This is a genomic window from Aeromonas sp. HMWF017, from assembly GCF_003061465.1.
Taxonomy (GTDB): domain Bacteria; phylum Pseudomonadota; class Gammaproteobacteria; order Enterobacterales; family Aeromonadaceae; genus Aeromonas; species Aeromonas veronii.
This window is the reverse complement of record NZ_QAJD01000023.1, coordinates 1-25,148: the sequence shown is the minus strand read 5'-3', so window position 1 is coordinate 25,148 and position 25,148 is coordinate 1. Positions and strand designations below refer to the sequence as shown.

Annotated in this window: 23 protein-coding genes; 3 read left to right on the top strand and 20 right to left on the bottom strand. The window is 58.3% G+C overall.

Features of this window, described 5'->3' with window-relative positions; translation table 11 throughout:
* A partial coding sequence (locus DBR30_RS01835; protein ID WP_146181343.1) for a 4Fe-4S dicluster domain-containing protein occupies positions 1-1,582 on the top strand: 1,582 nt, incomplete at its 5' end.
* 111 nt (positions 1,583-1,693) lie between these two features.
* On the opposite strand, the gene DBR30_RS01830 is transcribed toward DBR30_RS01835, so the two are convergent.
* Positions 1,694-3,070 (bottom strand): MDR family MFS transporter, encoded by a 1,377-nt coding sequence (locus tag DBR30_RS01830; protein WP_181363467.1) that lies wholly within the window; start codon positions 3,068-3,070, stop codon positions 1,694-1,696.
* A 171-nt stretch (positions 3,071-3,241) separates the two neighbouring features.
* On the opposite strand from DBR30_RS01830, the gene DBR30_RS01825 reads away from it, so the two are divergent.
* Positions 3,242-3,838, top strand: coding sequence for an HAD family hydrolase (locus tag DBR30_RS01825; RefSeq protein ID WP_108542076.1), 597 nt, complete (start codon positions 3,242-3,244; stop codon positions 3,836-3,838).
* 85 nt (positions 3,839-3,923) lie between these two features.
* On the opposite strand, the gene DBR30_RS01820 is transcribed toward DBR30_RS01825, so the two are convergent.
* The 19 genes from DBR30_RS01820 to tapM all read right to left on the bottom strand — a co-directional run bounded on the left by DBR30_RS01820 (position 3,924) and on the right by tapM (position 22,235).
* Positions 3,924-4,184, bottom strand: coding sequence for a hypothetical protein (locus DBR30_RS01820; protein ID WP_040066910.1), 261 nt, complete (start codon positions 4,182-4,184; stop codon positions 3,924-3,926).
* Positions 4,185-4,418: 234 nt separating this feature from the next.
* Positions 4,419-5,216: a DUF1338 domain-containing protein gene (locus DBR30_RS01815; protein WP_108542077.1), complete on the bottom strand. Its 798-nt coding sequence runs from the start codon at positions 5,214-5,216 to the stop codon at positions 4,419-4,421.
* 59 nt (positions 5,217-5,275) lie between these two features.
* The gene (gene astD / locus DBR30_RS01810) at positions 5,276-6,745 is read right to left on the bottom strand and encodes a succinylglutamate-semialdehyde dehydrogenase (protein WP_108542078.1); all 1,470 of its coding nucleotides are present in this window, start codon (positions 6,743-6,745) and stop codon (positions 5,276-5,278) included.
* Positions 6,746-6,817: 72 nt separating this feature from the next.
* Positions 6,818-7,837, bottom strand: a complete 1,020-nt coding sequence (astA, locus tag DBR30_RS01805) for an arginine N-succinyltransferase (RefSeq protein WP_005334994.1) — start codon at positions 7,835-7,837, stop codon at positions 6,818-6,820.
* Positions 7,838-7,913: 76 nt separating this feature from the next.
* Complete coding sequence (locus tag DBR30_RS01800) at positions 7,914-9,131, bottom strand: aspartate aminotransferase family protein (RefSeq protein WP_108542079.1); 1,218 nt, start codon at positions 9,129-9,131, stop codon at positions 7,914-7,916.
* 276 nt (positions 9,132-9,407) lie between these two features.
* Positions 9,408-9,989 (bottom strand): aminodeoxychorismate synthase component II, encoded by a 582-nt coding sequence (locus DBR30_RS01795; protein ID WP_108542080.1) that lies wholly within the window; start codon positions 9,987-9,989, stop codon positions 9,408-9,410.
* Positions 9,990-10,010: 21 nt separating this feature from the next.
* A complete protein-coding gene (locus tag DBR30_RS01790; protein WP_005334997.1) occupies positions 10,011-10,226 on the bottom strand; it encodes a hypothetical protein in 216 nt (71 codons plus the stop codon).
* A gap of 118 nt (positions 10,227-10,344) precedes the next feature.
* Positions 10,345-11,349, bottom strand: a complete 1,005-nt coding sequence (gene trpS / locus DBR30_RS01785) for a tryptophan--tRNA ligase (protein WP_005362251.1) — start codon at positions 11,347-11,349, stop codon at positions 10,345-10,347.
* Between the two features lie 42 nt (positions 11,350-11,391).
* Positions 11,392-12,060, bottom strand: a complete 669-nt coding sequence (locus DBR30_RS01780; protein WP_108542081.1) for a phosphoglycolate phosphatase — start codon at positions 12,058-12,060, stop codon at positions 11,392-11,394.
* The gene (gene rpe / locus DBR30_RS01775; protein ID WP_108542082.1) at positions 12,047-12,721 is read right to left on the bottom strand and encodes a ribulose-phosphate 3-epimerase; all 675 of its coding nucleotides are present in this window, start codon (positions 12,719-12,721) and stop codon (positions 12,047-12,049) included. Before rpe ends, DBR30_RS01780 begins: the two co-directional genes overlap by 14 nt.
* A 189-nt stretch (positions 12,722-12,910) precedes the next feature.
* Positions 12,911-13,783, bottom strand: a complete 873-nt coding sequence (locus DBR30_RS01770; protein WP_005335008.1) for a Dam family site-specific DNA-(adenine-N6)-methyltransferase — start codon at positions 13,781-13,783, stop codon at positions 12,911-12,913.
* A 70-nt stretch (positions 13,784-13,853) separates the two neighbouring features.
* Complete coding sequence (locus DBR30_RS01765) at positions 13,854-15,434, bottom strand: SPOR domain-containing protein (protein WP_108588166.1); 1,581 nt, start codon at positions 15,432-15,434, stop codon at positions 13,854-13,856.
* Entirely contained in the window at positions 15,424-16,506 is a 1,083-nt protein-coding gene (gene aroB / locus DBR30_RS01760; RefSeq protein WP_108541108.1) for a 3-dehydroquinate synthase, read from the bottom strand. The genes DBR30_RS01765 and aroB overlap by 11 nt, the downstream gene beginning before the upstream one ends.
* Before the next feature lie 14 nt (positions 16,507-16,520).
* A complete protein-coding gene (gene aroK, locus DBR30_RS01755) occupies positions 16,521-17,039 on the bottom strand; it encodes a shikimate kinase AroK (RefSeq protein ID WP_005335014.1) in 519 nt (172 codons plus the stop codon).
* A gap of 191 nt (positions 17,040-17,230) precedes the next feature.
* On the bottom strand, positions 17,231-19,465 hold the full coding sequence (locus DBR30_RS01750; protein ID WP_108541107.1) for a type IV pilus secretin PilQ: 2,235 nt from the start codon (positions 19,463-19,465) through the stop codon (positions 17,231-17,233).
* Between the two features lie 16 nt (positions 19,466-19,481).
* A complete protein-coding gene (locus DBR30_RS01745; protein ID WP_005335020.1) occupies positions 19,482-20,015 on the bottom strand; it encodes a pilus assembly protein PilP in 534 nt (177 codons plus the stop codon).
* Positions 20,012-20,611, bottom strand: a complete 600-nt coding sequence (gene tapO / locus DBR30_RS01740; RefSeq protein WP_019446350.1) for a PilO family type IV pilus biogenesis protein TapO — start codon at positions 20,609-20,611, stop codon at positions 20,012-20,014. The genes DBR30_RS01745 and tapO overlap by 4 nt, the downstream gene beginning before the upstream one ends.
* Positions 20,608-21,186: a PilN family type IV pilus biogenesis protein TapN gene (tapN, locus tag DBR30_RS01735; RefSeq protein ID WP_005353997.1), complete on the bottom strand. Its 579-nt coding sequence runs from the start codon at positions 21,184-21,186 to the stop codon at positions 20,608-20,610. The genes tapO and tapN overlap by 4 nt, the downstream gene beginning before the upstream one ends.
* Positions 21,174-22,235 carry a PilM family type IVa pilus assembly protein TapM gene (gene tapM, locus DBR30_RS01730; protein WP_308810872.1) on the bottom strand — a complete coding sequence of 354 codons (1,062 nt, stop codon included), beginning with the start codon at positions 22,233-22,235 and terminating at the stop codon, positions 21,174-21,176. Before tapM ends, tapN begins: the two co-directional genes overlap by 13 nt.
* A 300-nt stretch (positions 22,236-22,535) precedes the next feature.
* Between tapM and DBR30_RS01725 the strand changes: the two genes are divergently transcribed.
* Entirely contained in the window at positions 22,536-25,007 is a 2,472-nt protein-coding gene (locus tag DBR30_RS01725) for a penicillin-binding protein 1A (RefSeq protein WP_108588165.1), read from the top strand.
* The last annotated feature ends 141 nt before the right edge of the window (positions 25,008-25,148 follow it).

Below are 25,148 nucleotides of genomic sequence, written 5' to 3'. Positions count from 1 at the left end.
GGGTGACAGCCTGCCGGTCTCCGCCTTCCCGCCGGATGGCACCTGGCCGGTCGGCACCACCCGCTGGGAGAAGCGCAACATCGCCAAGGAGATCCCCATCTGGGAGGCGGAGCTCTGTACCCAGTGCAACTACTGCGTCGCCGCCTGTCCCCACTCGGCCATTCGCGCCAAGGTGGTAGAACCCGATGCGCTAGCCGCAGCTCCCGCCACCCTCGATGCGCTGGATGTGAAATCCCGCGATATGCGCGGCAAGCAGTACGTGCTGCAGGTGGCGCCGGAGGATTGCACCGGCTGCAACCTCTGCGTCGAGGTGTGCCCGGCCAAGGATCGCAGCAACCCGGATCGCAAGGCGATCAATATGGCTTCACGGCTCGATCACCTCGACGCGCAGAAGGCCAACTACGACTTCTTCCTCGACCTGCCAGAGCGCAGCGCCGAGCAGCTGGAGCGCATCGACATTCGCACCTCCCAGCTCATCTCGCCGCTGTTTGAATACTCGGGCGCCTGCTCCGGCTGTGGCGAGACCCCCTACATCAAGCTGCTGACCCAGCTCTATGGCGATCGGCTGCTGATTGCCAACGCCACCGGTTGCTCGTCCATTTATGGCGGCAACCTGCCTACCACCCCTTACACCACCAACGCCGACGGGCGCGGCCCAGCTTGGGCCAACTCGCTGTTTGAAGACAACGCCGAGTTCGGACTGGGCTTCCGCCTCACCGTCGATCAGCACAGGGAGCGGGTGCGCCGTCTGCTGGCGAGCCTGGGCGACACCATACCGGCAGCGCTGCGCGAGGCGCTCGGCGATGCCACCCTGCCGGTTTCCGAGCAGCGGGCCCATATCCAGCAGTTGCGAGCGCTGCTGCAGGAGAGCCAGATCCCGGCAGCCCAAGAGCTGGCTCGCGATGCGGACTATCTGGTGGAAAAATCGGTCTGGCTCATCGGCGGCGATGGCTGGGCCTACGACATCGGTTTTGGCGGGCTCGACCATGTGCTGAGTCTGGGGGAGAACATCAATGTGCTGGTGCTCGATACCCAGTGCTACTCCAACACCGGCGGCCAGCAGTCGAAGGCGACGCCACTCGGTGCCATTACCAAGTTTGGCGAGCAGGGCAAACGCAAGGCGCGCAAGGATCTCGGGGCCAGCGTGATGATGTATGGCCACGTCTATGTGGCGCAGATCTCCCTCGGCGCCCAGATGAACCAGACGGTAAAAGCGATTCAGGAGGCGGAAGCCTACCCTGGCCCCTCGCTCATCATCGCCTACAGCCCCTGCGAGGAGCACGGCTACGACATGGCCGAGAGCCATGAGCAGATGAAGCAGCTGACCGCCACCGGCTTCTGGCCCCTCTACCGCTTCGATCCGCGCCGCGCTGACGAGGGCAAACTGCCGCTGGCGATCGACTCGCGGGCACCCAATGCCTCGCTGGCCGAGACCTTGCGCCACGAGCCCCGCTTCCAGCGGCTGGAGCGCCAGCTACCGGAAGTGGCCAGCCAGCTCTATCAAGAGGCGGAGCAGGAGGCCAATCGCCGCTTCGCCTGGCTGAGCCAGCTGGCAGGCAAGGAGAGTCCGGCGCAGGAGTAAGCCACGTATCGCTTGATGGCAGCAACCACGCTATTCGCCAAATAACAATCAGGGCTCCCCGCGGGGAGCCCTGATGCTAGCTATGGTGAGCCAATGTCGGCGCAGGCCAAATCAGGCGCTGATGGAGGCCAGCTCGTGGCGCTTCAACGCCAGCAGGGTGATGAGCAGCGCCAGCGTGGCGATCAATGCCATGCCGATATAGGTCGCGCTGAAGCCCGGGGCCAGCAGATCGGGGGCGAGCCGGCTCAGATCGCCACCGCTGCCGGCTGGCAGGCGGAAATGAAACAGCATGGAGCAGATGGCCACGCCGACGGCACCGCCGAGCTCCCGTCCGAAGTTGAACAGCGACATGCCGATGCCGCGATCCTGCCGTGGCAGGGCATTTTGCACTACTACCGAGAGGGCGGGCAGCACCAGACCGAGACCGATACCGGCAAACCCGAGCGCCAGTCTGACCCAGGCATCGAAGTGGATCTGCCACAGAGCCACTGCCGCGAGGCCAAAGCCCACCGCCACAAAGCTCTTGTAGTGACCGGTACGGCCAATCAGCTTGCCACCGACAAAGGCGCCGGCAGTGATGCAAATCATGAAGATGACCATGATGGCGCCGCTCTCGCTGGCGCTCATCCCCTTCTGCCACTGCATCTGCAACGGCAGATAGACCAGCACGGCAAACATCAGCAACTGGGAGAGCATCACCAGCAGCACGCTCACCAGATAGCCGGGCAACCGCGCCAGATGGGCGGGCAGGATGGGATCATGAGCCCGTCGTTCAATCAGAATGAGCAGCAGCAGCGCAACGCCCAGCGCAGCCGAGAGCCAGACGGCGGGCAGCGCCGCCTCCGGCGAGAGCAGCAACAGGGTGAGCGTGGTGACGGTAATCAGCAGACCCGCCCCCTTCCAGTCGAAACGACTGTGGCGACGCACGTTGAGCTGCTTGAGGTTGCGGTTGATGAGAAAGACCGCCAGTGCCCCGAGCGGCAGATTGATCCAGAAGATCCAGCGCCAGCTGAGCTGCTCGGTAAAATAGCCACCCAGCAGCGGGCCCGCGATGCTGGAGACCGCATAGACCGCCGAGATGTAGCCCTGATACTTGCCCACCTCCCGTGGCGGGATGGTGTCGGCAATCACGGTAAACGCGAGGGCAATCAGGCCGCCGCCGCCCAGTCCTTGCAACACGCGGGCCGCCAGCAGGGTCGGCAGATCCTGGGAGAGGGCACAAGCCACCGAGCCTGCCAGAAACAGGCCGATGCCGATGTTGAGCATCCGCACCCGACCAAAGAGATCGCTCAGTTTGCCGTAGAGGGGCAGCACGGCGGTGGCCGCCAGCAGGTAGGCGGTGACCACCCAGGTGAGGGCTGCACCGGCGTGCAGCTCGGCGCCGATCATGGGCAGCGGAGTAGTGACGATGCTCTTTTCCAGTGAACCGAGCGCGATCACCAGCGCCACACTGGAGAAAATGGTTTTGGGGGATATTTTAGAGGTCATAAGCGGACTCGCTGATCTGATATGCCAAAGTATCCGGCAATGAACGGATTATTGTCTCACAAATCAGCAAGAGAGAGAAAAAACCACGGCCGGCCATCCTCAACCATGAGGCCGATCCCACAATCCAGGTCCCCGATCTGCTAGCCTGCCCTATTTAGCCAAGGAGTCCCCATGAGCGAGCAGTACCGGTTTGATCACTACGATGCCCTTATTTTCGATATGGATGGCACTCTGGTTGATTCCATGCCCCTCCATCTGGATGCCTGGGAGCTCACCTGCGCCGAGTTCGGCATCCCCTTCGAGCGGGATCAGCTCTATCAGTACGGCGGCATTCCCACCCGCAAGATCATCGCCATGCTAGCCGAGCAGCAGGGGCTGACGGTGGATGTCGAGGCCTTTACCCGTCGCAAGATTGCCCTCTATATGGAACATATCGACAAGGTCAGCGTCTTTCCCAAGATGTGGGAGCTGGTCAGGCACTATCACGGCAAGGTCAAGATGGGGATTGGCACCGGCTCACCGCGCAGTCAGGCGGACTCCATCCTGAAAAACTCTGGGCTCGATGCCTATATCTCGGTGGTGGTCAGTGCCGATGATGTCACCAACCACAAACCGCATCCCGACACCTTCTTGCAGGTGGCCGAACTGCTCGGCGCCAATCCAGCCAACTGTCTGGTGTTTGAAGATACCCGGATCGGGCTTGAGGCAGGCAAGGCGGCAGGGATGGATACCGTACTGGTTATCGAAGGTGACCTGCACCAGCGCTAAACGGCTCAGGGGCAAGCAGGCAAACCGATAGGATGGTGCCATCACAGTGGCACCATTTTTTATTCAGGTGAGCATGGCGGCAGCGTCAGTGTCCGGACAGAGTTGCGATCGCAGCCGGAATAGCGGCAACCGTCAGACAAAGGGCGTTGGCGTTGGCCTCATCCTGTAGTGCCTGATGAGTGCGAAGCAGCTCAAGGGCTTCGGCAGGGGTATCTGCAAAGGTGGGGGCGGCGATGGCGGCAAATCCCTGTTCGACCAGTTGACGACGCTCATCGCTATAGCTGGGTGCATTGGCATCTAGATAGGTAAGCGCCTGACCCTGCTTGAAAAAGTGATAGTTAGGCATCGATTGGCCCCGCAAAAATAAAGCGCCATTCTACTCCTTTTTGCTCCGCCACCAGCGTCAATCTGTGTCGTCTCAAGTGATCTCGTTCACATTTTTATCAACAAATTTTCACCTGTCAGGCGCCATCCAAATCCCCTCTTCACACAACGTCAGACAACACCCGATACCCTCACTCTGCGCCAAACAAAACGCCTCCACAAAGGAGGCGTTGCGACTGAAACAGGGTGGCTCCCGTTACATGGCATTCGTCGATTCGAAGATCTTGTCCGCCGAGGCCTCGACAAAGCCCGGATAGAGCACACCATCGGCCTGCGGATAGCGCAGGGCAAACTCGTAGAAGCAGCTCGGGATGGTACGCACCCCATCGCTGAACGGCACCTCGGCTTTGTCCGCCATGGTGGAGGATTGCTCCAGCATCACCTGCGGGTCCCCTTTCACCTCGCCACCCACGCTGTTGAGCACGAAACCCGCCGCCTTGAGCGCAGTATTGACCTGATGGATGGTGTCGAAATCCTTCAACTTGTTGATATTGACCGTGAAGTGGTTGGCACGATAGCCCCATGCTGCCATCCATGCCGCGTACTCGCTCTCAGCCAGCAGGGTCTGATAATCGGCATAGGAGACCTGCCAGGGGGCACCGGTGTAGAGAAATGCCGGTGTATCGGTCAGATGATCTGGCACCTGATCGGCCAGCTTGTGGATGATGGCCTGGGCAGCCGGGGAGAGCTCTTCCACCTTCAGCTCACTGATAAACACCTTGGGAGCGTCCGGATCCTGATGCTCGAAGTGCTTGGCATAGAGCTTCTTGGCCTTGAAAACGTACTCGCCCTTCTGCTCGTAACCGAGCGCCAGGAAGTGGGCGGCCAGCTTCTCCAGCCCCAGCTTGGGCAGGTTGTAGGTACGAAACGCCACGTGATCGTTGACGATGGGCTCGCCGCCACCCAGCAGGGTGTGCACCTTGAGGGCGCTCGGGGTCACCTTGATGTAGTTGTCCCACAGATGGCTGAACAGGGTGTCGATATCCTTTTGCATCTCTCTTTCCTTTGATTGCGGGTACAGATGGGGGCACCGCTGGATGCCCCGTGTCGTTATCAGAAGCGCAGGCCGGGCGACAGTTGATCCGGCATGGCGGCCTTGCTGTCTTCAACGGAGGCAACTGGGTAAGCACAGTAGTCAGCAGCGTAGTAGGCGCTTGCCCTGTGGTTGCCGGAAGCGCCGATGCCACCAAACGGCGCGGCACTGGAGGCACCAGTAATGGGCTTGTTCCAGTTGACGATGCCGGCGCGGATCCGCTTGAAGAAGTGATTCCAGTCCGCCTCCTTGTCACCCAGCAGACCGGCCGAGAGACCATAACGGGTAGCATTGCCTTGATCGATGGCGGCATCGAAATCGTCATAGCGAATGAGTTGCAGCAGCGGGCCAAAGTACTCTTCGTCCGGCAGCGCGCTCACTGAGGTCACGTCGATAATACCCGGGGAGACAAAGCCTGTGCCCGCTTCCAGGTGCTTGAGGGTAAGCAGGCTCTCGCCACCGAGGCGCTGCAGGTTGGCTTGTGCCTCGACCATGCCCAGTGCTGCCTTCTCGCTAATCATCGAGCCCATGAACGGCTGTTCGGCGGCGTCATAGAGGCCGACCTTGATCTGGCCGACCACCTCGACCAGTCGCTTGACCAGGGCATCGCCGCGCTCACCGCGCTCGACAAACAGGCGGCGGGAGCAGGTGCAACGCTGACCCGAGGTGATAAATGCCGACTGGACGATGGCATGGACGGCGCCGTCGATGTCGCTCACGTCTTTCACGATCAGCGGGTTGTTGCCGCCCATCTCGAGCGCCAGAATTTTGCCCGGCTGACCGGCAAACTGCTGATGGAGGAAATGACCAGTGCGGGAGGAGCCGGTGAAGAAGAGGCCGTCGATATCGGGGTTGCCCGCCAGCGCCTTGCCAGTCTCGACCTCCCCTTGCACCAGATTGAGCACTCCCTTGGGCAATCCGGCCTCCTGCCACACCTTGACCATGGCTTCGGCCACCATGGGGGTCAGCTCGGAGGGTTTGAACACCACGGCGTTACCCGCGATCAGTGCAGGTACGATATGGCCGTTGGGCAGATGACCCGGGAAGTTGTAAGGGCCGAACACAGCCACCACACCGTGGGGCTTGTGACGGACAAACGCCTTAGCGCCCGGCATGGCATTTTCAACGGTGCCGGTACGCTCGTCGTGCGCACGGATGGAGATGGCAATCTTGCCCTGCATGGCGGCCACTTCGGTGCGGGTCTCCCACAGCGGTTTGCCTGTTTCGCGGGCGATGGTCAGCGCCAGCGCCTCTTTCTGCTCGCCGAGCAGGTCGGCATAACGGCGCACTATGGCCAGACGATCTTCAAGGCTCATATCCGCCCAGTGGTAGAAGGCGGCACGGGCGGACTTGACGGCAGCATCCACTTGCGCCGCACTGGCGGCAGCCCCCTGCCAGATCACCTCGTTCTTGGCCGGATCAGTTGACTCGAACGGCTTGCCTTCACCGGCAAGCCACTGACCGTCGATAAATTGCACTAACTGGCTCATCCATTCACTCCCTGTCGCTGGCAGGCAGCCGAGGCTGCCTGTCTGATAATCGGTTTGCTTGTCCTGTTTGCCTCAGTCGAGGTCAACCACCCGCACCATGTCGCCATCCTGCACCTTGAGTGCCGCCGCCATCTTGGGCGGGATGATGGCTTCGTGCTTGTCGAGATCGACCCGGATATTGCCGTAACAGGCGCGGTAATGTTCGAAACGGCTATTGCAGATAAGGTGGGTCTTGCCACCGATGGGTTCGCCCACCAGCACCCGCAGCTTCTTGCTGCGGCGCACGCTGCGGATATTCTTCACGTCGCACTCGACGGTGGGGCCCGCATCGAAAATATCGACGTAGCCACGGTTCACGAAGCCCTCGTCCTGCAGCATCTTGATGGCCGGGCGAGTCTTCTCGTGGGTCTGGCCGATAACGGCCCGCGCCTCTTTGCTCAGCAAATTGACGTAGATGGGGTACTTGGGCATCAACTCGGCGATAAAGCGCTTCTTGCCGATGCCGGTCAGATAGTCGACGGTAGGAAAATCCATCGAGAAGAAGTGAGTTTGCAGCCACTCGTAGAAAGGGCTGTGGCCGTTGGCATCGGAGACGCCGCGCATCTCGGCGAAGACGGTCTCGTCAAACAGCTCGGGGTGCTCGGCCATAAACAGAAAGCGGTGCTTGGAGAGCAGGCGGCCGTTGAGCCCCTCGCGGGCACATTCGCGCAAGAACAGGGTGCAGAGCTCGGAGTTGCCGGTGTAGTCGTTGGAGAGAGTCAGGGTTTCAACGACGTTGTAGATGCCGAGCTTGGGTGATGAGTGCACCACCTTGCCGATGTGGTAGTTGTAAAACGGCTGGGAGAGGCCAACCGCGGCATCGATGGCACAGGTACCGACCATCTCGCCGGTCTCCAGATCCTCGGCCACGAAGAAGTAGAGGCAGTCCCCCTTGCCGGCGGGCTTGTCGGAAAAAGTCTGGGTAGAGGCATCGATCTTGCGCTGCAGCAGCTCATCGTTGACGGGCAACGAGGTCATGCCGGTGCCGGACTCGATGGCGCAGGTCTTGAGCCCGGCAAAATCTTTTTGCTCGATGGGACGGATAACCAACATAAATGACAACTCCCTTTCATTGACGACAGGTGGGGGCCCGGCTCCTGCCGGGAGAGCTCCCCACCTCAATTTGGAATCAGGCGTTAACCACCTGGGCAACCGCCTTCTCGAAGCGGGCCAGCCCTTCTTTGATGTCCGCTTCCGGGATCACCAGTGAAGGGGCAAAACGAACCACGTTGGTACCAGCCACCAGTGCCATCAGCCCCTGATCGATGGAGGCCAGCAGGAAGTCGCGCGAGCGCCCCTTGTAGGCTTCGCTCAGGGCCGCGCCCAGCAGCAGACCCTTGCCGCGGATCTCGCTGAAGCAGTGGTATTTGGCATTGATGGCCTCAAGCCCCTCGCGGAACAGCTGCTCGCGCTGCTTGATGCCCGCCAGCACTTCCGGGGTATTGATCACGTCGATCACCGCTTCGGCGACCGCACAGGCCAGCGGGTTGCCGCCGTAGGTGGAGCCGTGAGTGCCCACTTTCAGGTAAGAGGCGATTTCGTTGGTGGTCAGCATGGCGCCGATGGGGAAACCGCCACCCAGCGCCTTGGCGCTGGTGAGGATGTCCGGCGTGACGCCCAGACCCATATAGGCATAGAGATCACCGGTCCGGCCGACGCCGGACTGCACTTCGTCATACACCAGCAGGGCATTGTGTTTGTCGCACAGCTCGCGCACCCCTTTGGCAAACTCGTCGGTAGGACGAATGATGCCCCCCTCCCCTTGCAGCGGCTCCATCACCACGGCGCAGGTGTTGTCGGAGATCACCTCGGCCAGCGCCGCCAGATCGTTGTAGGGAACATGGGTAATGTCACCGGGCTTGGGCCCGAAACCATCGGAGTAGGCTGCCTGGCCACCGACGCTGACGGTAAAGAAGGTACGACCGTGGAAGCCCTGATTGAAGGCGATGATCTGGGTCTTCTGCTCGCCAAACTTCTCGATGGCGTAGCGGCGTGCCAGCTTGAGGGCAGCTTCGTTCGCTTCGGCGCCTGAGTTGCAGAAGTAGACCTTGTCGGCGAAGGTGGCGGCGACCAGCTTCTTGGCCAGACGCAGGGCCGGCTCGTTGGTCATGACGTTGGAGAGGTGCCACAGCTTCTCGCCCTGGGTTTTCAGGGCCTCGACCAGCTTGGGATGACAGTGACCCAAACCGTTGACGGCGATGCCACCGGCGAAGTCGACATACTCGCGCCCTTCCTGATCCCAGACACGTGACCCTTCACCACGCACCGGGATGATCTTGGCGGGCGCATAGTTGGGAACCATCACTTCATCAAACACTTCACGTGTCACTGCCAACAACTCTGACATATAGCTCTCCTTCGATTCGGCGACAGAATAATCCACCGCCCAAAAGTTAAATCCGTGTAAACGTGACGGGATTATCACAGAAATAAAGTAAAAAGTCTGTAACAAGACGGCCTATAAGGAACAATGTTCGATTGCTCTTGAGATTTTAGGCAACCGCATTGCATAACGACTCAGGGGGGCTTGGCAAGAGATAATTTGGGCAGGAGAGGGGGTGAATAAAGTGTCAGGGAAATTTTTTTTGCCTTCTCTCGAACTTGAGAAGGCGATCACAACTTTTTATGAACGCGCCAGAAAGTTGGCCAGCAACTGATGGCCCTGCTCGCTCAAAATACTCTCCGGATGGAACTGAACACCCTCGATGGGGAGCGTCTTGTGGCGCAGCCCCATGATCTCGTCAAACGAGCCATCGGCATGCTCGCTCCAGGCGGTGATGTCGAAGCAGTCGGGCAGCGTGTCGCGCTCCACCACCAGCGAGTGGTAACGGGTCACCCGCAGCGGGTTGTTGAGCCCCTTGAACACCCCCTCATGGCGATGGTGGATGAGCGAGGTTTTGCCGTGCATTACCTGACGGGCACGCACTACGCGGGCACCGAAGGCCTGCGCCAGCGACTGATGACCGAGACAGACGCCGAGAATGGGCAGCTTGCCAGCAAAGTGGCTGATGGCATCGAGAGAGACCCCCGCCTCATTGGGCGTACAGGGACCGGGAGAGATCACCAGAAAACGGGGGGAGAGCTGCGCTATGGCATCGAGCGTCAGTTCATCATTGCGCTTGACCACAACCTCTTGTCCCAGGGCGCCGAAATATTGCACCAGGTTCCAGGTAAAAGAGTCGTAGTTATCGATCAACAACAGCATGAGATAACCAACAGCGGAGAATTAACGATCGAGATAACGACCCTGTTCCATTTCCCGTTCACGCTGACACTCGGCCAGATAGATGGCGGCAGCAACGGCAGGGGTTTTATGGTGCTTGTCGATGGCATTGGAGACCATCAACTGCAGGGTATTGAGGTTTTTCGCCTTGCGAAATTTACGTAGCCAGTGACCTTTGTCACTCAGCTCTTCAGCAGAAATAGTTGGTTGAACAGGCATGCTTTCTCTTGGGGATATTACCCAGGTTGAAATAAAGAAATTAAACAAAATAGCCGGGCAGAAAATAAAGAAAGCCAGGCAAATACCCAGCTCTCTTCTACTACACCTTCCCAGTATGTCAGGCTCGAGGAACGAAGCCGACTACATCATATACGCTGGTCAGGGTTTTTTCAGCTCTTTCGCGCGCCTTTTGTGCGCCTTCTGCCAGAATCGCGATCAGATGGGCCTCATCCTGACGCAACTCGTGGAAACGGGCCTGGATCGGTTCCAGTAGAGCAACCACTGCTTCGGCGGTTTCGGTCTTGAGGTGACCGTACATCTTGCCTTCGAAGTGCTGCTCCAGCTCGGGGATGGAGCGGCCTGTCACGCCGGACATCAGGGTCAGCAGGTTGGAGACACCTGGTTTGTTTTCCGGGTCGAAACGCACCACCGCCGGCTCGTCGGAGTCGGTCACCGCACGCTTGATCTTCTTGACGATCTGCTTGGGATCTTCCAGCAGGCCGATGAAGTTGGCCTCGTTGTCATCCGACTTGGACATCTTCTTGGTCGGATCCTGCAGGCTCATCACCCGTGCCCCTTCGGTCGGAATGAAGGGCTCCGGCATGGTGAATACCTCACCATAGAGGTTGTTGAAACGGGTGCAGATGTCGCGGGTCAGCTCCAGATGCTGCTTCTGGTCGTTGCCGACCGGTACCTGATTGGCCTGATAGAGCAGAATATCAGCGGCCATCAGCACCGGATAACCGAACAGGCCGACGTTGACGTTGTTCTCGAAACGGGCGGACTTGTCCTTGAACTGGGTCATGCGCGACAGCTCACCCATCTGGGTGTAGCAGTTAAGGATCCAGCCCAGCTCGGCGTGCTGCGGCACGTGAGACTGGATGAAGACGGTGCTCTTCTTGGGATCGATACCGACCGCCAGATAGAGGGCGGCCGCATCCAGACAAGCCTTGCGCAGGGCAGCCGGGTCCTGGCGAGTGGTGATGGCGTGCAGGTCGACGATGCAGTAGAGGCAGTCGAACTCATCCTGCATGTTGACCCACTGACGCAGGGCCCCCATGTAGTTGCCGATGGTCAGTTGACCGGAGGGTTGCGCTCCGCTCAATACGATTGGTTTAGTCATGAGAGTGTTAATCCTTGTTATTCAGCCAGCCCAGCTGCGCTATTAGACCAAAAGTGCATCGAGCTGGGCAAACTGCTCGAATACCCAGTCTGGATGGGAGTCGGCGATGGGACGGCCATAGTTGTAGCCGTATGTAAGACCCACCACCTTCATGCCGACCGCCTTGGCCGCCAGCACGTCATTTTCGGAGTCGCCCACCATCAGGGTGCGAGCGGGGCTCACCCCCAACTCCTGGCAAGCGCGCAGCAAGGGCTCCGGGCTCGGCTTCTTGACCGGCACGCAGTTGCCGCCAAGCCAGAGTTCGAAGCAATCGCTGATGCCAAGGGCATCGAGGATAGGGGCCACGAAATCGCTCGGCTTGTTGGTAACGATCGCCTGCTTGTAGCCCAGGCTTTGCAGGCGGCGCAGACTCTGCGCCACCCCGTCATACATCGCCAGCCCTTGCAGCAGGCAGGCGTTGTAGTGCTGGAAAAAGATCGGGCGGGCCTTGGCAAACAGCTCGGGATCGGCCTCGCGATAGGCGAGCGCTCGCTGGATCAGCTTGTCAGCCCCGTTGCCGACCCAGGTACGGATAACCGCTTCATCAGCTTGTTCCAGACCCAGATCAGCCAGAGTCAGATTGACCGCCAGCGCCAGCTGGGCGGCACTGTCAATCAGGGTGCCGTCCAGATCGAACAGCACCAAATCAAATGCGCGCTCAGCGTGTGACATGAGCCAGCTCCGCACGCATCTTGTCGATCACCGCCATGTAGTCAGGCTGGCTGAAAATGGCCGAGCCGGCGACAAACATGTCGGCGCCCGCTTCGGCGATCTCGCGAATGTTGTCGACCTTCACCCCGCCATCGATCTCGAGGCGGATATCGCGGCCGCTCTCGTCGATCAGACGACGCACCTGACGCAGCTTGTCGAGGGTGCCGGGGATGAAGCTCTGGCCACCGAAGCCCGGGTTGACCGACATCAGCAGGATCACGTCCAGCTTGTCCATCACATACTCGAGGCTGGAGAGCGAGGTAGCAGGATTCAGCACCAGACCCGCCTGGCAGCCCATCTCCTTGATGAGGCCCAAAGAGCGATCAACGTGATCGGACGCTTCCGGATGGAAGGTGATGAGGGAAGCACCGGCCTTGGCAAAATCGGGAATGATGCGATCCACCGGCTTGACCATCAGGTGCACGTCGATGGGGGCCTCGATACCGTAGTCACGCAGCGCCTGACAGACCATGGGGCCAATGGTCAGGTTGGGGACATAGTGGTTGTCCATCACGTCGAAGTGAACCACGTCGGCACCGGCAGCCAGTACCTTGGCTACATCGTCACCCAGACGGGCAAAATCGGCAGAGAGGATCGAGGGGGCAATCAGAAAGTCTTTCATCAGCATCATCCATTGGCAGCCAGGGAGAAAAAGCGGCGCAATTTTAACGTAAAAGGCGGGCGAAAACGACTCGAATGCGGGGTAAATGGGGCAATCGCCTCCCCTCCCCCAGCCACCCGGGTTTTGGGGCATCGGCACAGGCGCGGACTTGCCCATAAAAAACGGCGCCCCTGGGCGCCGCATGGTCTGTTACGTCAGCGGCAGCAGTTCACTGTCGCTGGGATAGTAGCCCTGCTCCGGTTCGATTCCGGGCGGATAGAGCGCCAGCAACTCGGCGACCTTGTTGCGGGTGCCGCCGTTGCGACTGATGGTGCGTTTGACCAGGATCTCGTCGAGGCGGGCACCGCGATAAAGCTCACGAGTCAGCTCGATATCGTGGTTGCTGATCAGCACCGGCACCCCTTTGTGAGCGGCTGTGTGACGGGCCAGTCGCGCCAGGATCGCCTGATCATCCAGGGTAAACCCACCGGAGGCATAGGTGGTGAAGCTCGCCGTAGTGGAGAGCGGCGCATAGGGTGGATCACAGTAGATAACCCAATCCTCTTCGGCACGCTTGATGGCATCGGCGTAGCTCTCGCAGATAAAGGTCGCCTTCTGCGCCTTTTCGGCAAAGGCCCACAGCTCTTTTTCCGGGAAATAGGGCTTCTTGTAAGAACCGAACGGCACGTTGAAGCCGCCCTTCTTGTTGTAGCGGCACAGTCCGTTGAAACCGTGACGGTTGAGAAACAGGAACAAGAGTGCCCGCTCGAAGGTGGTCTCGGTCTGATTGAACTGGGTACGCAGCCGGTAATAGGCCGCCTTGTGGTTGTGCTCTGCCACAAACAGCTTGCGCGCCTCGGCAATGAAACTGTCCGGCGTCAGCTTGAGGTGGTTGTACAGGCAGATCAGATCCGGATTGATGTCGTTGAGCACATACGCGTCGTAGTCGGTGTTGAGAAACACAGACCCAGCCCCGACGAAGGGCTCCAGCAACACACGCCCGGCCGGCAGGCGCTCGGCGATCTCTTCAACCAGGGAGTATTTTCCCCCGGCCCATTTTAAAAAAGCGCGTGTTTTTTTCATGGAAATCCGGTGTGTAAGAAGGCAAGACCCAAAAAGGGGGACGATTCTACCCCCTTATCCGGTATCAAGGCTATTGCTTCAGCTCTTTTTGTACCTGTGCAAACGACTTGGGCCAGGGCTGACCTTTCAGCAAGGCTGGCGGAAGCTTGCGAATGGCACTCTTGGCCTGGGTCAGACCGGCATAATCCCCTTGCAGCACCACATACCAGGGGCTGCCACGGAATTTGGTCTGATAGACCCAGACCTTGCCCGCCAGACCATGCTCGGCAACAAATTGATCCACCGCTTTGGTGTTGCTCGCCCCCATCAGCTGAACGCTGTAGTGGTTGCGCGGCTTCTTGTTCAAGGTGGCGACCGGTGTCAGGGCCACCTTGGGTGCAGGCGCGGCAACCGGCTCGTTGCTGGCAGTTTTGGTGGCAGCAGCAGGCGTTGCGGTTGTCACCGGATTCTGTGCCTTGGCGGTACTGGCTGGCGCCGTGGTTGCGATTGCACCACTGGGGGTTGCGCCGTTCGGGACCTTGCCGGTCAGCTCGTCCACCACGTCAGTAGGCAGAGCGCCGCTCACCTTGGGTTCGGTCATCAGCTTTTGCACGACCTCGTCAGAGATCACCACCCGACGCCCTTCGTAATTGGTTGATTCGGTGGTCACGGTTTCGCTCTCCACCGATTTGGGCAGCACTTTCGCCTCCGGCTGCCAATCCTTCACTACCCCGTTGGGATTGCTGGCTGCATCACTGTTTTGCGCGCCTTGTGCAGCGGAATCTGTATTCGAACCGCCAGCGGTGAGGGGATCGCCTCCCGCTACCGGGATCGGCAATGCCGTGTTCTGCGCCGGATCCTGCAGCGCCGGTTTGCTTTCATTGTCAAACAGCGCAGGCAGCAGGTAGCTCAGCGCCAGCAGGCCGCCAGCGACCAGCGCGATAGCAGTGGCAATCTTCTTGACAGGCAACTCCGCCTGACGCTTCTTGGGCCTTCTGTCGGTCATGATATCCTCCAGTAACTGCATGATGGTGGACGGATGTCCGTTCGCCGTTTTCAGGATCTCCTCCACTTGCGGCTTGGGCAAGAGGGTCGCCGGGATCTTGAGCTCTTTGGCTTTCTCATACAAGAAGATGCGCTGCTCGGGCGGGCTCAGGGGCGGCACCTCCAGCTCAAGGGCTGGCATGGCACGCCCTTTGAGCTGCGGTCGTTGGGTACGACACCAGACGTCACTGCCCGAGACGATAATGGCCAGCTGATGGGGCGCCGCCAGGGTATCGTTATGACGGATGATCGCCCACAACTCTCCCAGCAATTCGGCTGGCAACTGATCAGCCCGCTCTATCAGCAGCAGCAGGGTGGCAGGCTTGCTCCCCTCCAGCATGCGAAAGAAGCTCTCTGCCAGGGCATCCTGTGGATTGAACAGCGGGCGCGCCACCACCTGTGGCAGCAACAGCTGACGCACATCCACCATCTTCATGGCAGGCGTGCCGATCAGGCTCACCACCCGCACTTTTTCCGGCAACACGCCGAGCAGGGATTCGCACAGGGTACCGCGACCACAACCGGGTTTACCGGAGAGAAAAATGAAAGGGTGATTGAATTCAATCAGATGCAGCAGCCGGTCAACCAGCTGCCGCTGGGAAGGAAGTTTTAGCAGTTTATTCGTCACGACCAGACTCGATCACCGCCAGCAACTCGGCATCGGACACATCCCCCACCACCTGCGCATGGCCGATGCCAACCGGCAACACCAGACGCAGCTTGCCTTCCAGCACCTTCTTGTCACGGCGCATATGGCGAATAAAGGCGGCGAAATCCATCTCGGCAGGTGCATGAATGGGCAGATTGGCGGCCAGCAGCAGGGCGCGCACTCGCGCAACGTCCGCTTCGCTCATATCGCCACGGGCCTGCGCAGTCCAGGCAGCCAGCATGGTGCCGGCGGACACTGCCTCACCGTGCAGCCAGTTGCCATACCCCTGCTCGGCCTCGATGGCATGACCAAAGGTGTGACCCAGATTGAGCAGCGCACGGACGCCGTGCTCGGTCTCATCCTGACCAACCACATCGGCTTTGATCTCGCAGCAGCGTTTGATGGCGTAAGCCAGCGCGGCAGGTTCCAGCTGTTGCAGACGCACCATGTTCTGCTCCAGCCAGCTGAAGAAATCAGCATCCCAAATGATGCCGTACTTGATCACCTCGGCCATCCCTGCGGCAAATTCGCGGGCTGGCAAGGTACTCAGACATTCGGTATCGATAACAACTTGTTTGGGCTGATAAAAAGCCCCAATCATGTTCTTGCCGAGGGGGTGATTGACCGCGGTTTTACCGCCGACAGAGGAGTCAACCTGGGAGAGCAGGGTGGTCGGGATCTGGATAAAAGGAATGCCACGTTGATAGCTTGCTGCCGCAAAGCCCACCACATCCCCGATCACGCCGCCCCCCAGAGCGATCAGTGTCGTATCGCGCCCATGGTTGGTTTCAAGCAGAGCAGACATGATCTGCTCAAAGGTCGCCAGGTTCTTGTACACCTCGCCGTCAGGCAGGATCAGGTGTTCAACCTGAAAACCCGACAGCAGAGCGGCTACCCGTTCAAGATAAAGCGGAGCAACGACCGTGTTGGTCACTATCATCACCCGCTTGCCCTTGATGGTCGATACCAGCGCCTCGGGGCGCTGCAACAACCCGGCAGCTATCTCGATGGGATAGCTGCGTTCACCCAGTTCGACCTTCAACCGTTCCATGGACGTCCTCTAGATTACATACCGATCAGCTTTACAATTTGATTGGCAACGATTTTTGCGCTCTGGTCATCGGTGTGCACAACAAAGTCGGCAACCTCTTCATACAGGGCATTGCGCTCTTGTGCCAGACGTTCCAGCACTTCGCGTGCCGGTTCTTCGGTCTGTAGCAGAGGGCGGCGTTTGTCTCGCTGTGTGCGCGCCAGCTGCTTTTCGATAGTGGTTTCGAGGTAGACCACGATGCCACGAGCAGACAACTTGTTGCGGGTTTCGCGACTCTTGATGGCACCGCCACCCGTCGCCAGCACGATACCCTGCTGCTCTGACAATTCGCCGATCACCTTCTCTTCGCGAATCCGGAAACCTTCTTCGCCTTCAACATCGAACACCCAGCCGATATCAGCACCACTGCGGCGCTCAATCTCATGATCTGAGTCGAAAAACTCCATATGCAGTTGTTCTGCCAGATGTCTACCTATGGTGCTCTTGCCCGCACCCATGGGACCTATCAGGAAAATATTGCGTTTCTCAGCCATGTCTTTTCGTTAGTAATTACAAACTGTACGACCCCGATGAATACTGGATCGGGGTACCTATGAACCTTATCTTGCGATGGATCAGGAGGGGGATTATCTCAATAGATATCGGGACTGGCAACCGCAGCCCTTACGCCCCAGCCTCATTGGGGCGTAAGGTTATATGTGTTTTACCTTCACATGTAAAGCATTCAGAAGGCGTCGGTGACTATCTTGGGCGTCACGAAAATCAACAATTCCCGCTTTTTGTTCTCGCTGGTGGTCTTGCGGAACAAGGCCCCCAATCCGGGAATATCACCCAGCAGCGGCACCTTGGTCACATCGCTCTTGATGGTCTGCTGATAGATGCCGCCCAACACCAGGGTCTCGCCATTGTTCACCAACACCTGAGTGGTGATGGACTGGGCGTTGATGGAAACCGCATCACCGGTACCGGTCGGAACCGTTTCACCCTTGGTATCCTGGGTCACGGTCAGGTCAAGAATCACCCGATTGTCAGGGGTGATCTGCGGGGTAACCTTCAGGCTCAATACCGCCTTCTTGAAGGTAACCGAGGTAGCGCCGCTGGAAGAGGACTCCACATAGGGGATCTCGGTACCCTGCTCAATCAATGCCGGTTTCTGGTTCGCCGTGGTCACGCGCGGACTGGCGATAATCTCGGCCTTGCTCTCTTTTTCCAGCGCCGACAACTCGAGATCCAGCAAGGTGCCATCAGCCAAACGGGCAACCTGGAAGGCCAAAGTACCGGCGGCATTGGTCACCGGCAGGTTGACGTTCAACCGATCGTCTGCTGATGGCCGAGGGCTGGGATTAATCGCAGAACTGCCGTTGTTGTTACCAGAGCCATCATTCCCCTCGATGGAGCCGGACGTACTGTTGCCATGACCATCATTCTTGGTCACTCCCCACCGCACCCCGAGCGCTTCATCAAAGCCGTCATCAATGGTCACCATCCGCGCCTCGATAACCACCTGCTTGACCGGAATATCGAGAATATCGAGCATCCGTTTGATGCTGCTGATGACATCGGCGGTATCTTTGACCACCAGCACGTTGGTTCGCTCGTCCACGCTCACCGCACCACGCGGTGAGAGCAACTTGGTACTTTCGGAAGAGAGCAGGGCCGCCACTTCCGAGGCCTTGGCATAGTTTATCTGCAGATATTCGGTATAGAGCTGCGCCAAATCTGCAACCTGATTGCGGCTCTCAAGTTGCTGCTTCTCGCGTGTTGCGATCTCTTCCGCTGGTGCCACCAGCAGAATGTTGTTGTCCAGTCGTTTATCCAGACCCCGCACTTTCAAAATAATGTCGAGCGCCTGCTCCCACGGCACCCCATCCAGACGCAGGGTAATATTGCCTGATACCGAATCTGTGGTTACCAAGTTAAGGTTGTTGAAATCGGCGATCAGCTGCAACACGGTACGGACTGGAATATCCTGGAAGTTCAATGAAATGGGTTTGCCCTGATACTGCTTGGATGCCGTGGCCGTCGTCCGCTTTTTCACCTCGATAATGAAGAGCTTGTCAGCCTGATCGTAACGGTAATCAAACTGACCATTGATCGACAGTTCAAACAGGGTATCACTGCCCTGCCGGGAGACTTCAACCTGAGAGACCGGCGTTGCAAAATCCTGCACGTTGATCAGATTAAGCAAACCATCCGGTACCCGAGTACCATGAAACTTGGCCAGTACGGTCTGGCCGCGGCTGCTCACATCAACAGCGGCTGAGCTGTTATCCAGCGTAACCAGAAACTCCCCCTGGCCATCTTTGCCACGACGAAAATCCACACCGGTCACCGAGTTGAAATAGGCACCGCCCCCACTGCTCTGATAGTTGTTAAGCACCGGCTTGCTGGCAGGCTGTGTTGCTGCCGGCGTTGTCACGGGCGCAACAGGCATCGACCGGGAAACGACTTGAGGATTGAGCAGCGCTGAAGGAGAGGGTGTGGCCACCATCGCAGAGGGCGCTGGCACAGGAGTAGCCGAGGTTGTGGGCGCAATCAGGGCGCTCTCACCATTGATGAGCCCGGAAGAGGCCCCCTCGCCCAATGACACCAGTAATTTGTTCCCCTGTTGCTGCACCTGATAGGGAGCAAGCTGATCGAGTGCGATCTTGATATCCAGACCTGCGCCCTTACCCTCAACCTTGATATTATCTACCCCCAGGCGCTGGATCGGCAGCGGGTTCACTTTCAGCGCCCCTACCGCACCGGGAACATGCAACAACAGCTGATTGGGTTGGTAAGAGAGACGATCGGTAAAGCCCGTGACTGGCTCACTAAAACTGAGCTCCACCAGCAATTGATCGGCAAGCAGCGGATTGACTTTGATCTCCTGCAGGGTTGCCACTGCCCACGCCTGACTGAGGGCGCTGGCGCAAAACAGCAAAGCCACTTTGGATACACTCTCTATTGTTGTTCTCATTGCTGTTCGTCCCTGATTATTGTTTTTCTTGCACATTGGCCATTGCCAACTGGGTTTCTCTTGTTACCCAGCACCCCTTCCCGTCCGGAATGGTTTCCAGCAAATCCACGGCAGTGTCAGTGATCTTGATGACTCGGCCCTGATCAAGCCCCATATACTGGTTGAGTCCGACCCGCATCGATTTGCCATCCGGGGTGCTGATCAAGGCCCACAACTGACCCGCCTTACCCAAAGAACCATGCATCGACAGACTGGCCAGCGAATAATTTTCCAGCACCTCTTTCTCACGATCCATCAGGGTCTGAGCACAATCCGGCTGGGCCTTGGCAGTGCTTGTACTTCCGACCGTCGCCTCAGGCTGGGGAACCATGAAGGGGCTGCGCAACTCGCGTTGCTGGTAGTGCATAGGGGCAAAAGGCTTCAGCTCGGGCAAGGGCTCGATAGGTATGGGTGGCCTTGCTTTGGTCTGGGCAACATAGCTATCCATGTCCTCCTGGCCACCACACGCCGCCAGCAAGAGGGCAGGCAACAACCAGCAGATGCGTCTCATTGTTTCGGCTCCACTGTTTTACCGTTGTATTTGTAGGTCTTGGCCAGCATCGACATCGAAATCAGCTCCCCTTCATCCTTGCTCTGACCCAGAGTGAAGGAATCAAGGATGACGATACGGGGCAAAGCGGCCATGTCAGCGGTGAACTTGCCAATTTCATGGTAAGTGCCCACGACTTCGATACGCATTGGTAGCTCGGTTGAAAACTCGTGCTTTACCTCGGGTTCCCAGTTGATCCGGTTCAATTTCAAGCCGTTGTCGGTAGCAATAAAGCTGATATCGTCCAGCAGACCGGCGACCTCATGGGTATTGGGCAACTGCTTGAGCTGGGTATCGACCAGTTGCTCAAGCTGAACCATTTGCGCCTTGTATGCCCCCAGGTTGGCAGCCAGCATCGCCTTGCTTTCAAACTGGGCTTTCAGTTCGGTCTCTTTCCCCGCTTCCTGAGTCAAACTGGTCAGTGAGTTGGCAATCACGTAGTAGTAGATGGCGCCGCCGGTCAACACGCAGCAGAAAAAGATGAAGACCCCTTTTGCCCATTTTGGCCAGCTTGCTATGTCATTGATATCCAACTCGTTGAGTTGCTGAAGGTTCATTGTTGCTCCTTGGCCACATTCCCTGCAGCCGCAGCATTGTTGGCGATCAGGAACATCATGGAAAACTGGCTCAATGACACTGGCGCAACATCAGCCGCAAAAATAGTGCTTATCTTTGCCTGACCCAGCCAGCCGGAACCATCAATCCGCCGCATCATGCTGGCCACCCGACCATAGGCTTCGGTCTTGCCATTTACATCAATAATATTGTTCTGCATCGAGAGGGTGTTGAGGTAAACCCCGTTGGGCACCAATGAAGGCAGCTGATTGAAGAGGCGGACGGGCACATTGCGGCGCATCTGCAACTGCTCGATGAGCTGCATCCGATCGATCAGTTCCTTGCGACGCTCTTTGAGCAGACGGATCTCCCCCAGCTGGGCATCCAGAATAGTCATCTCCTGAACCAGCCGCTGGTTGCGCTGCTGCTGGGCGACGATTTGGCGATCAACCAGCCAGTTGGCAAAAAATCCCAGCGCGACCGTGGCCAGCACAAAAATCCCCAGCAAGGCCCCGAACTGTTTCTTTTGGCGCTGGGCCCGGGCTTCACGCCAGGGTAGAAGGTTTATATTTGACATGGTGTGAAACTCCTAAGAGCCAACCCGAATGCCGTCATATATTTAGCACCATGTACCAGCTCGGCCTCCCCTTTCGGCTTGCCAAACAGGGCGAACAGATCCGGGTGCAACACCTCGCAATTAACCTCTTCTTTTACCTGTACCAACAAACCGGGTAGCAGACTGCCTCCCCCCGTCAGCACCAGTTTTGCGATGTCGCGATAACCGGATGAACTGCAAAACAGCTGGATATTGCGCCGCACTTGCTGCAGCAGCGAGTTGATGTGGGGCATCAGCACATCCAGCTCATGGTCAACAGGCAAGGTACCTTTGGTTTTAGCCTGCTCAGCTTCATCCAGCGTCATGCCATAAAAGGAAGAGAGCGCCTGGCTGTACTGATCGCCACCGAAGTTCTGCAAGCGGGAGTAGATCACCTCCCCCTTGACCAGCGCCGCAAAGGTCATGGCACTGGCGCCAATGTCGATCACCCCGATTGGCCGTTCACTCTCCTGCAGTTCGGGCAGACAGGCCACCACGGCACGGCCCAGCGCATGGGCGCCCACATCCACCACCTTGACGGCAATACCGGCTTCGGCAAGGGCGCTGACCCGGCCGTTGACACTCTCGGTGCGGGCTGCGCTCAGCAGCACATCCTGACGATCTTCACTATTGTTGGTGCTCAGCACCTCAAAATCGAGACTCACTTCATCGAGGGGGAAGGGAATGATCTGCTCGGCCTCCAGCTGCACCTGATTCTCCAGCTCCTTGTCGCTGAGGCGGGCATCAATCTGGATCACCTTGGTAATCACGTTGGAACCGGTCACCGCAGTGGCGGCATAGTCGCTGTGAGTTGGAATAAGACGCTTGAGGCTCTTGAGAGATTGGCTGACACGCTCGATATCCTGCAATTGATAGTCAACCAGCGTCCCTTTCGGGGTCGCAATATCTGCAACAGATTCGAGATGAAGCTTGCCGGGTCGGCCACTGAGGGTAACGGCCTTGATGGTCTGGCTGCCGAAATCAATGCCCACCAGAGGGAGGAGGGATCCCTTGTTAAAAAGCCCAAACATATACACATCCATGCGTTATTTGGTTTTATTCCTGAACAGAGTGTAGGACACCCGAATCAGAGGAGTGCTTTACTCATCCTAAATGCTCTAACTATCAATGTCATAAAGTTTATACCGAAAAGTGACCCATCTCGCTTTCTTCGTGGCAAGTGGCCCTCCTTGGTTATTGTTCCCCGTAGTGCTAACCTCTCGCATCCTTTGAGGTGGGTGGCTCGCCACAGGAAAACCTCGAATTCCCGATGGCAAAAGGGCTATACTCTGCGCCCGTTGGCTAATTTTAAGACGATTGGTAGTTCTTCCATGCTGAAATGGCTCGTTCGCCTGTTTATTGTCATGATGCTGGGTGCAGTGCTGGGTGTCGCCAGCCTCATCGGTATCTACTTCTATATCAAACCCCAACTGCCCGATGTCACCGCACTGCGTGACGTCAAGCTGGCAACCCCGATGCGGGTTTACAGCCGGGATGGGGAGTTGATCGCCCAATATGGCGAAATTCGTCGCATTCCGTTGCGTCTGGACGAAATTCCGCAACCCATGATCGATGCCGTACTGGCAACCGAAGATGCACGTTTCTATGAGCACCCGGGCATTGACCCGATTGGTATCATTCGAGCCGCATCCGTCTGGGCTGTCTCCGGCCATGCCCGTCAGGGTGCCAGTACCATCACCCAGCAGGTTGCCCGCAACTTCTTCCTGAGCAATGAGAAGACCATCATCCGCAAGATCAAGGAGGTCTTCCTGGCCTGGCGGATCGAGCAGAATCTCTCAAAAGACGAGATCCTCGAACTATACCTCAACAAGATCCCTCTCGGTTATCGCTCCTTCGGGATCGGTGCGGCGGCACAGGTTTACTTTGGTAAAGAGGTCAAGGATCTGGGACTGGACGAGATCGCCATCATTGCCGGTCTGCCGAAAGCCCCCTCCATGCTCAACCCCATCCGCTCCCCCGAGCGCGCCTTTGCTCGCCGCAACGTGGTGCTGGGCCGGATGCTGGAAACCGGCAAGATCACCCAGGCCCAGTTTGACGAAGCGTCCAAGATGCCGATCAAGGCCCGTTTTCACGGCGCCGAAGTGACCCTGCACGCCCCCTATCTCGGTGAAATGGTACGCCAGAAGATGGTCGAGCAGTTCGGTGAAGATGCCTACACCATGGGCCTGCACGTCTACACTACCGTCTCTGCCGAACGTCAGCGGGCGGCAAGACAGGCACTGCTGGATGGCGTTTTTGCCTATGACATGCGCCACGGCTATCGCGGCCCGACGGCTCAATTATGGAAGGCTGGCGAGACAGCCTGGGATTACGAGCAGATCGTCGCTCACCTTGGCAAGCAGCCCACTTATGATCCGCTGATGGCGGCGGTCGTGACCAAGCTCGGTGAACGCAACGCCACGCTGGTACTGAAGAATGGCAAGGAAGCAGAGCTCGGCTGGAACGGTATTAAATGGGCCCGCTCCTTTATTACCGACGACCGCCAGAGCTATGCCCCGAAATCGGCGCGCGATGTGCTGAAAGTCGGCGCCCAGATCTGGGTGCGGGAAGAGGGCGAAGAGTTGCTGCTGGCTCAAATCCCGGACGTCAACGCCGCGCTGGTTGCCATGAACCCGAAAAATGGGGCGCTGGAAGCACTGGTCGGTGGTTTCAGCTTCGAACTATCCAAATTCAACCGGGTTGATCAGGCGCGTCGCCAGATCGGTTCCAATATCAAGCCTTTCCTCTATGCGACCGCGCTGGAGCATGGCTATACCCTGGCGTCGCTCATCAACGATGCGCCGATCAACCAGTGGGATCCGTCAAAAGGGCCCATGTGGCAGCCCAAGAACTCCCCGGCCGTTTATGATGGTCCCACTCCGCTGCGTCTGGGACTGGCCAAGTCCAAAAACGTGATGTCGGTTCGACTGATGCGCGCCATCGGTCTGGATACCTATATCGACGGTCTGACCCGCTTTGGCTTCCCCCGCGACTTCATCTCTCCCCATGAGTCGCTGGCGCTGGGCGCTGCCGAATTCACCCCCCTCGAGGTAGTGCGTGGTTACTCGGTTCTCGCCAACGGTGGCTTCCTGGTGACCCCATACTTCATCGACAAAGTGACCGACAGTCTGGAGAACACCCTCTATCAGGCCAATCCTGCAATTGCTTGCACCACCTGCGAACAGCAGGCCGCACCCGAGCAGAGCACACTGCCGGAGCCAACTGTTGATGGAGCCGCACAAGATGGCACGCAGACCCCTCTCGCGCCAACCATCGCCCCGCATACCATCAGTGCCCAGAGTGCGTTCCTGATCACCGACACCCTGAGCACAGCCATCTGGGGTGGCAACGGCTGGCGTGGTACCGGCTGGCGTGCAGCCCGCGACCTGAAACGTCACGACATCTCCGGTAAAACCGGTACCACCAACGAATCGCGGGATGCCTGGTTCTCCGGCTACACCCCGGACATCGTTGCTACTTCCTGGATCGGTTTTGACAACCACCAGCGTGGTCTTGGCCGTGCCGAATTTGGCGGTGGCGCCGCGCAGCCTATCTGGATCGACTTCATGAAAGTCGCCCTCAAAAAGCTGCCGGAGCACAAGATGCCGGTTCCCGAGGGGATCATGACAGTGAAGATTGATAGCGAAACCGGCCTGCTGGCGACCAGTGGCGGCACCGACGAATACTTCAAGGAAGGGACCGAACCGACCCGCTACGCAGCACCGAGCTCGGATGGCAATCAGGTCTACGGCGGTGACAACCCCGATGTAGAAGGGCCTGTCTCTACCGACGATATCTTCTAAGCTGCTCTCGCGGCAGAAGCAAAACCGGCAGCCTTGGCTGCCGGTTTTTTTATGGCTCTGTCCCAATTACGTGTTGAAAGGCTAATCTTGAAGTAGGCCATCACCTTGAGGTCTACCATCATGGATACCCCAGCCTTTCAA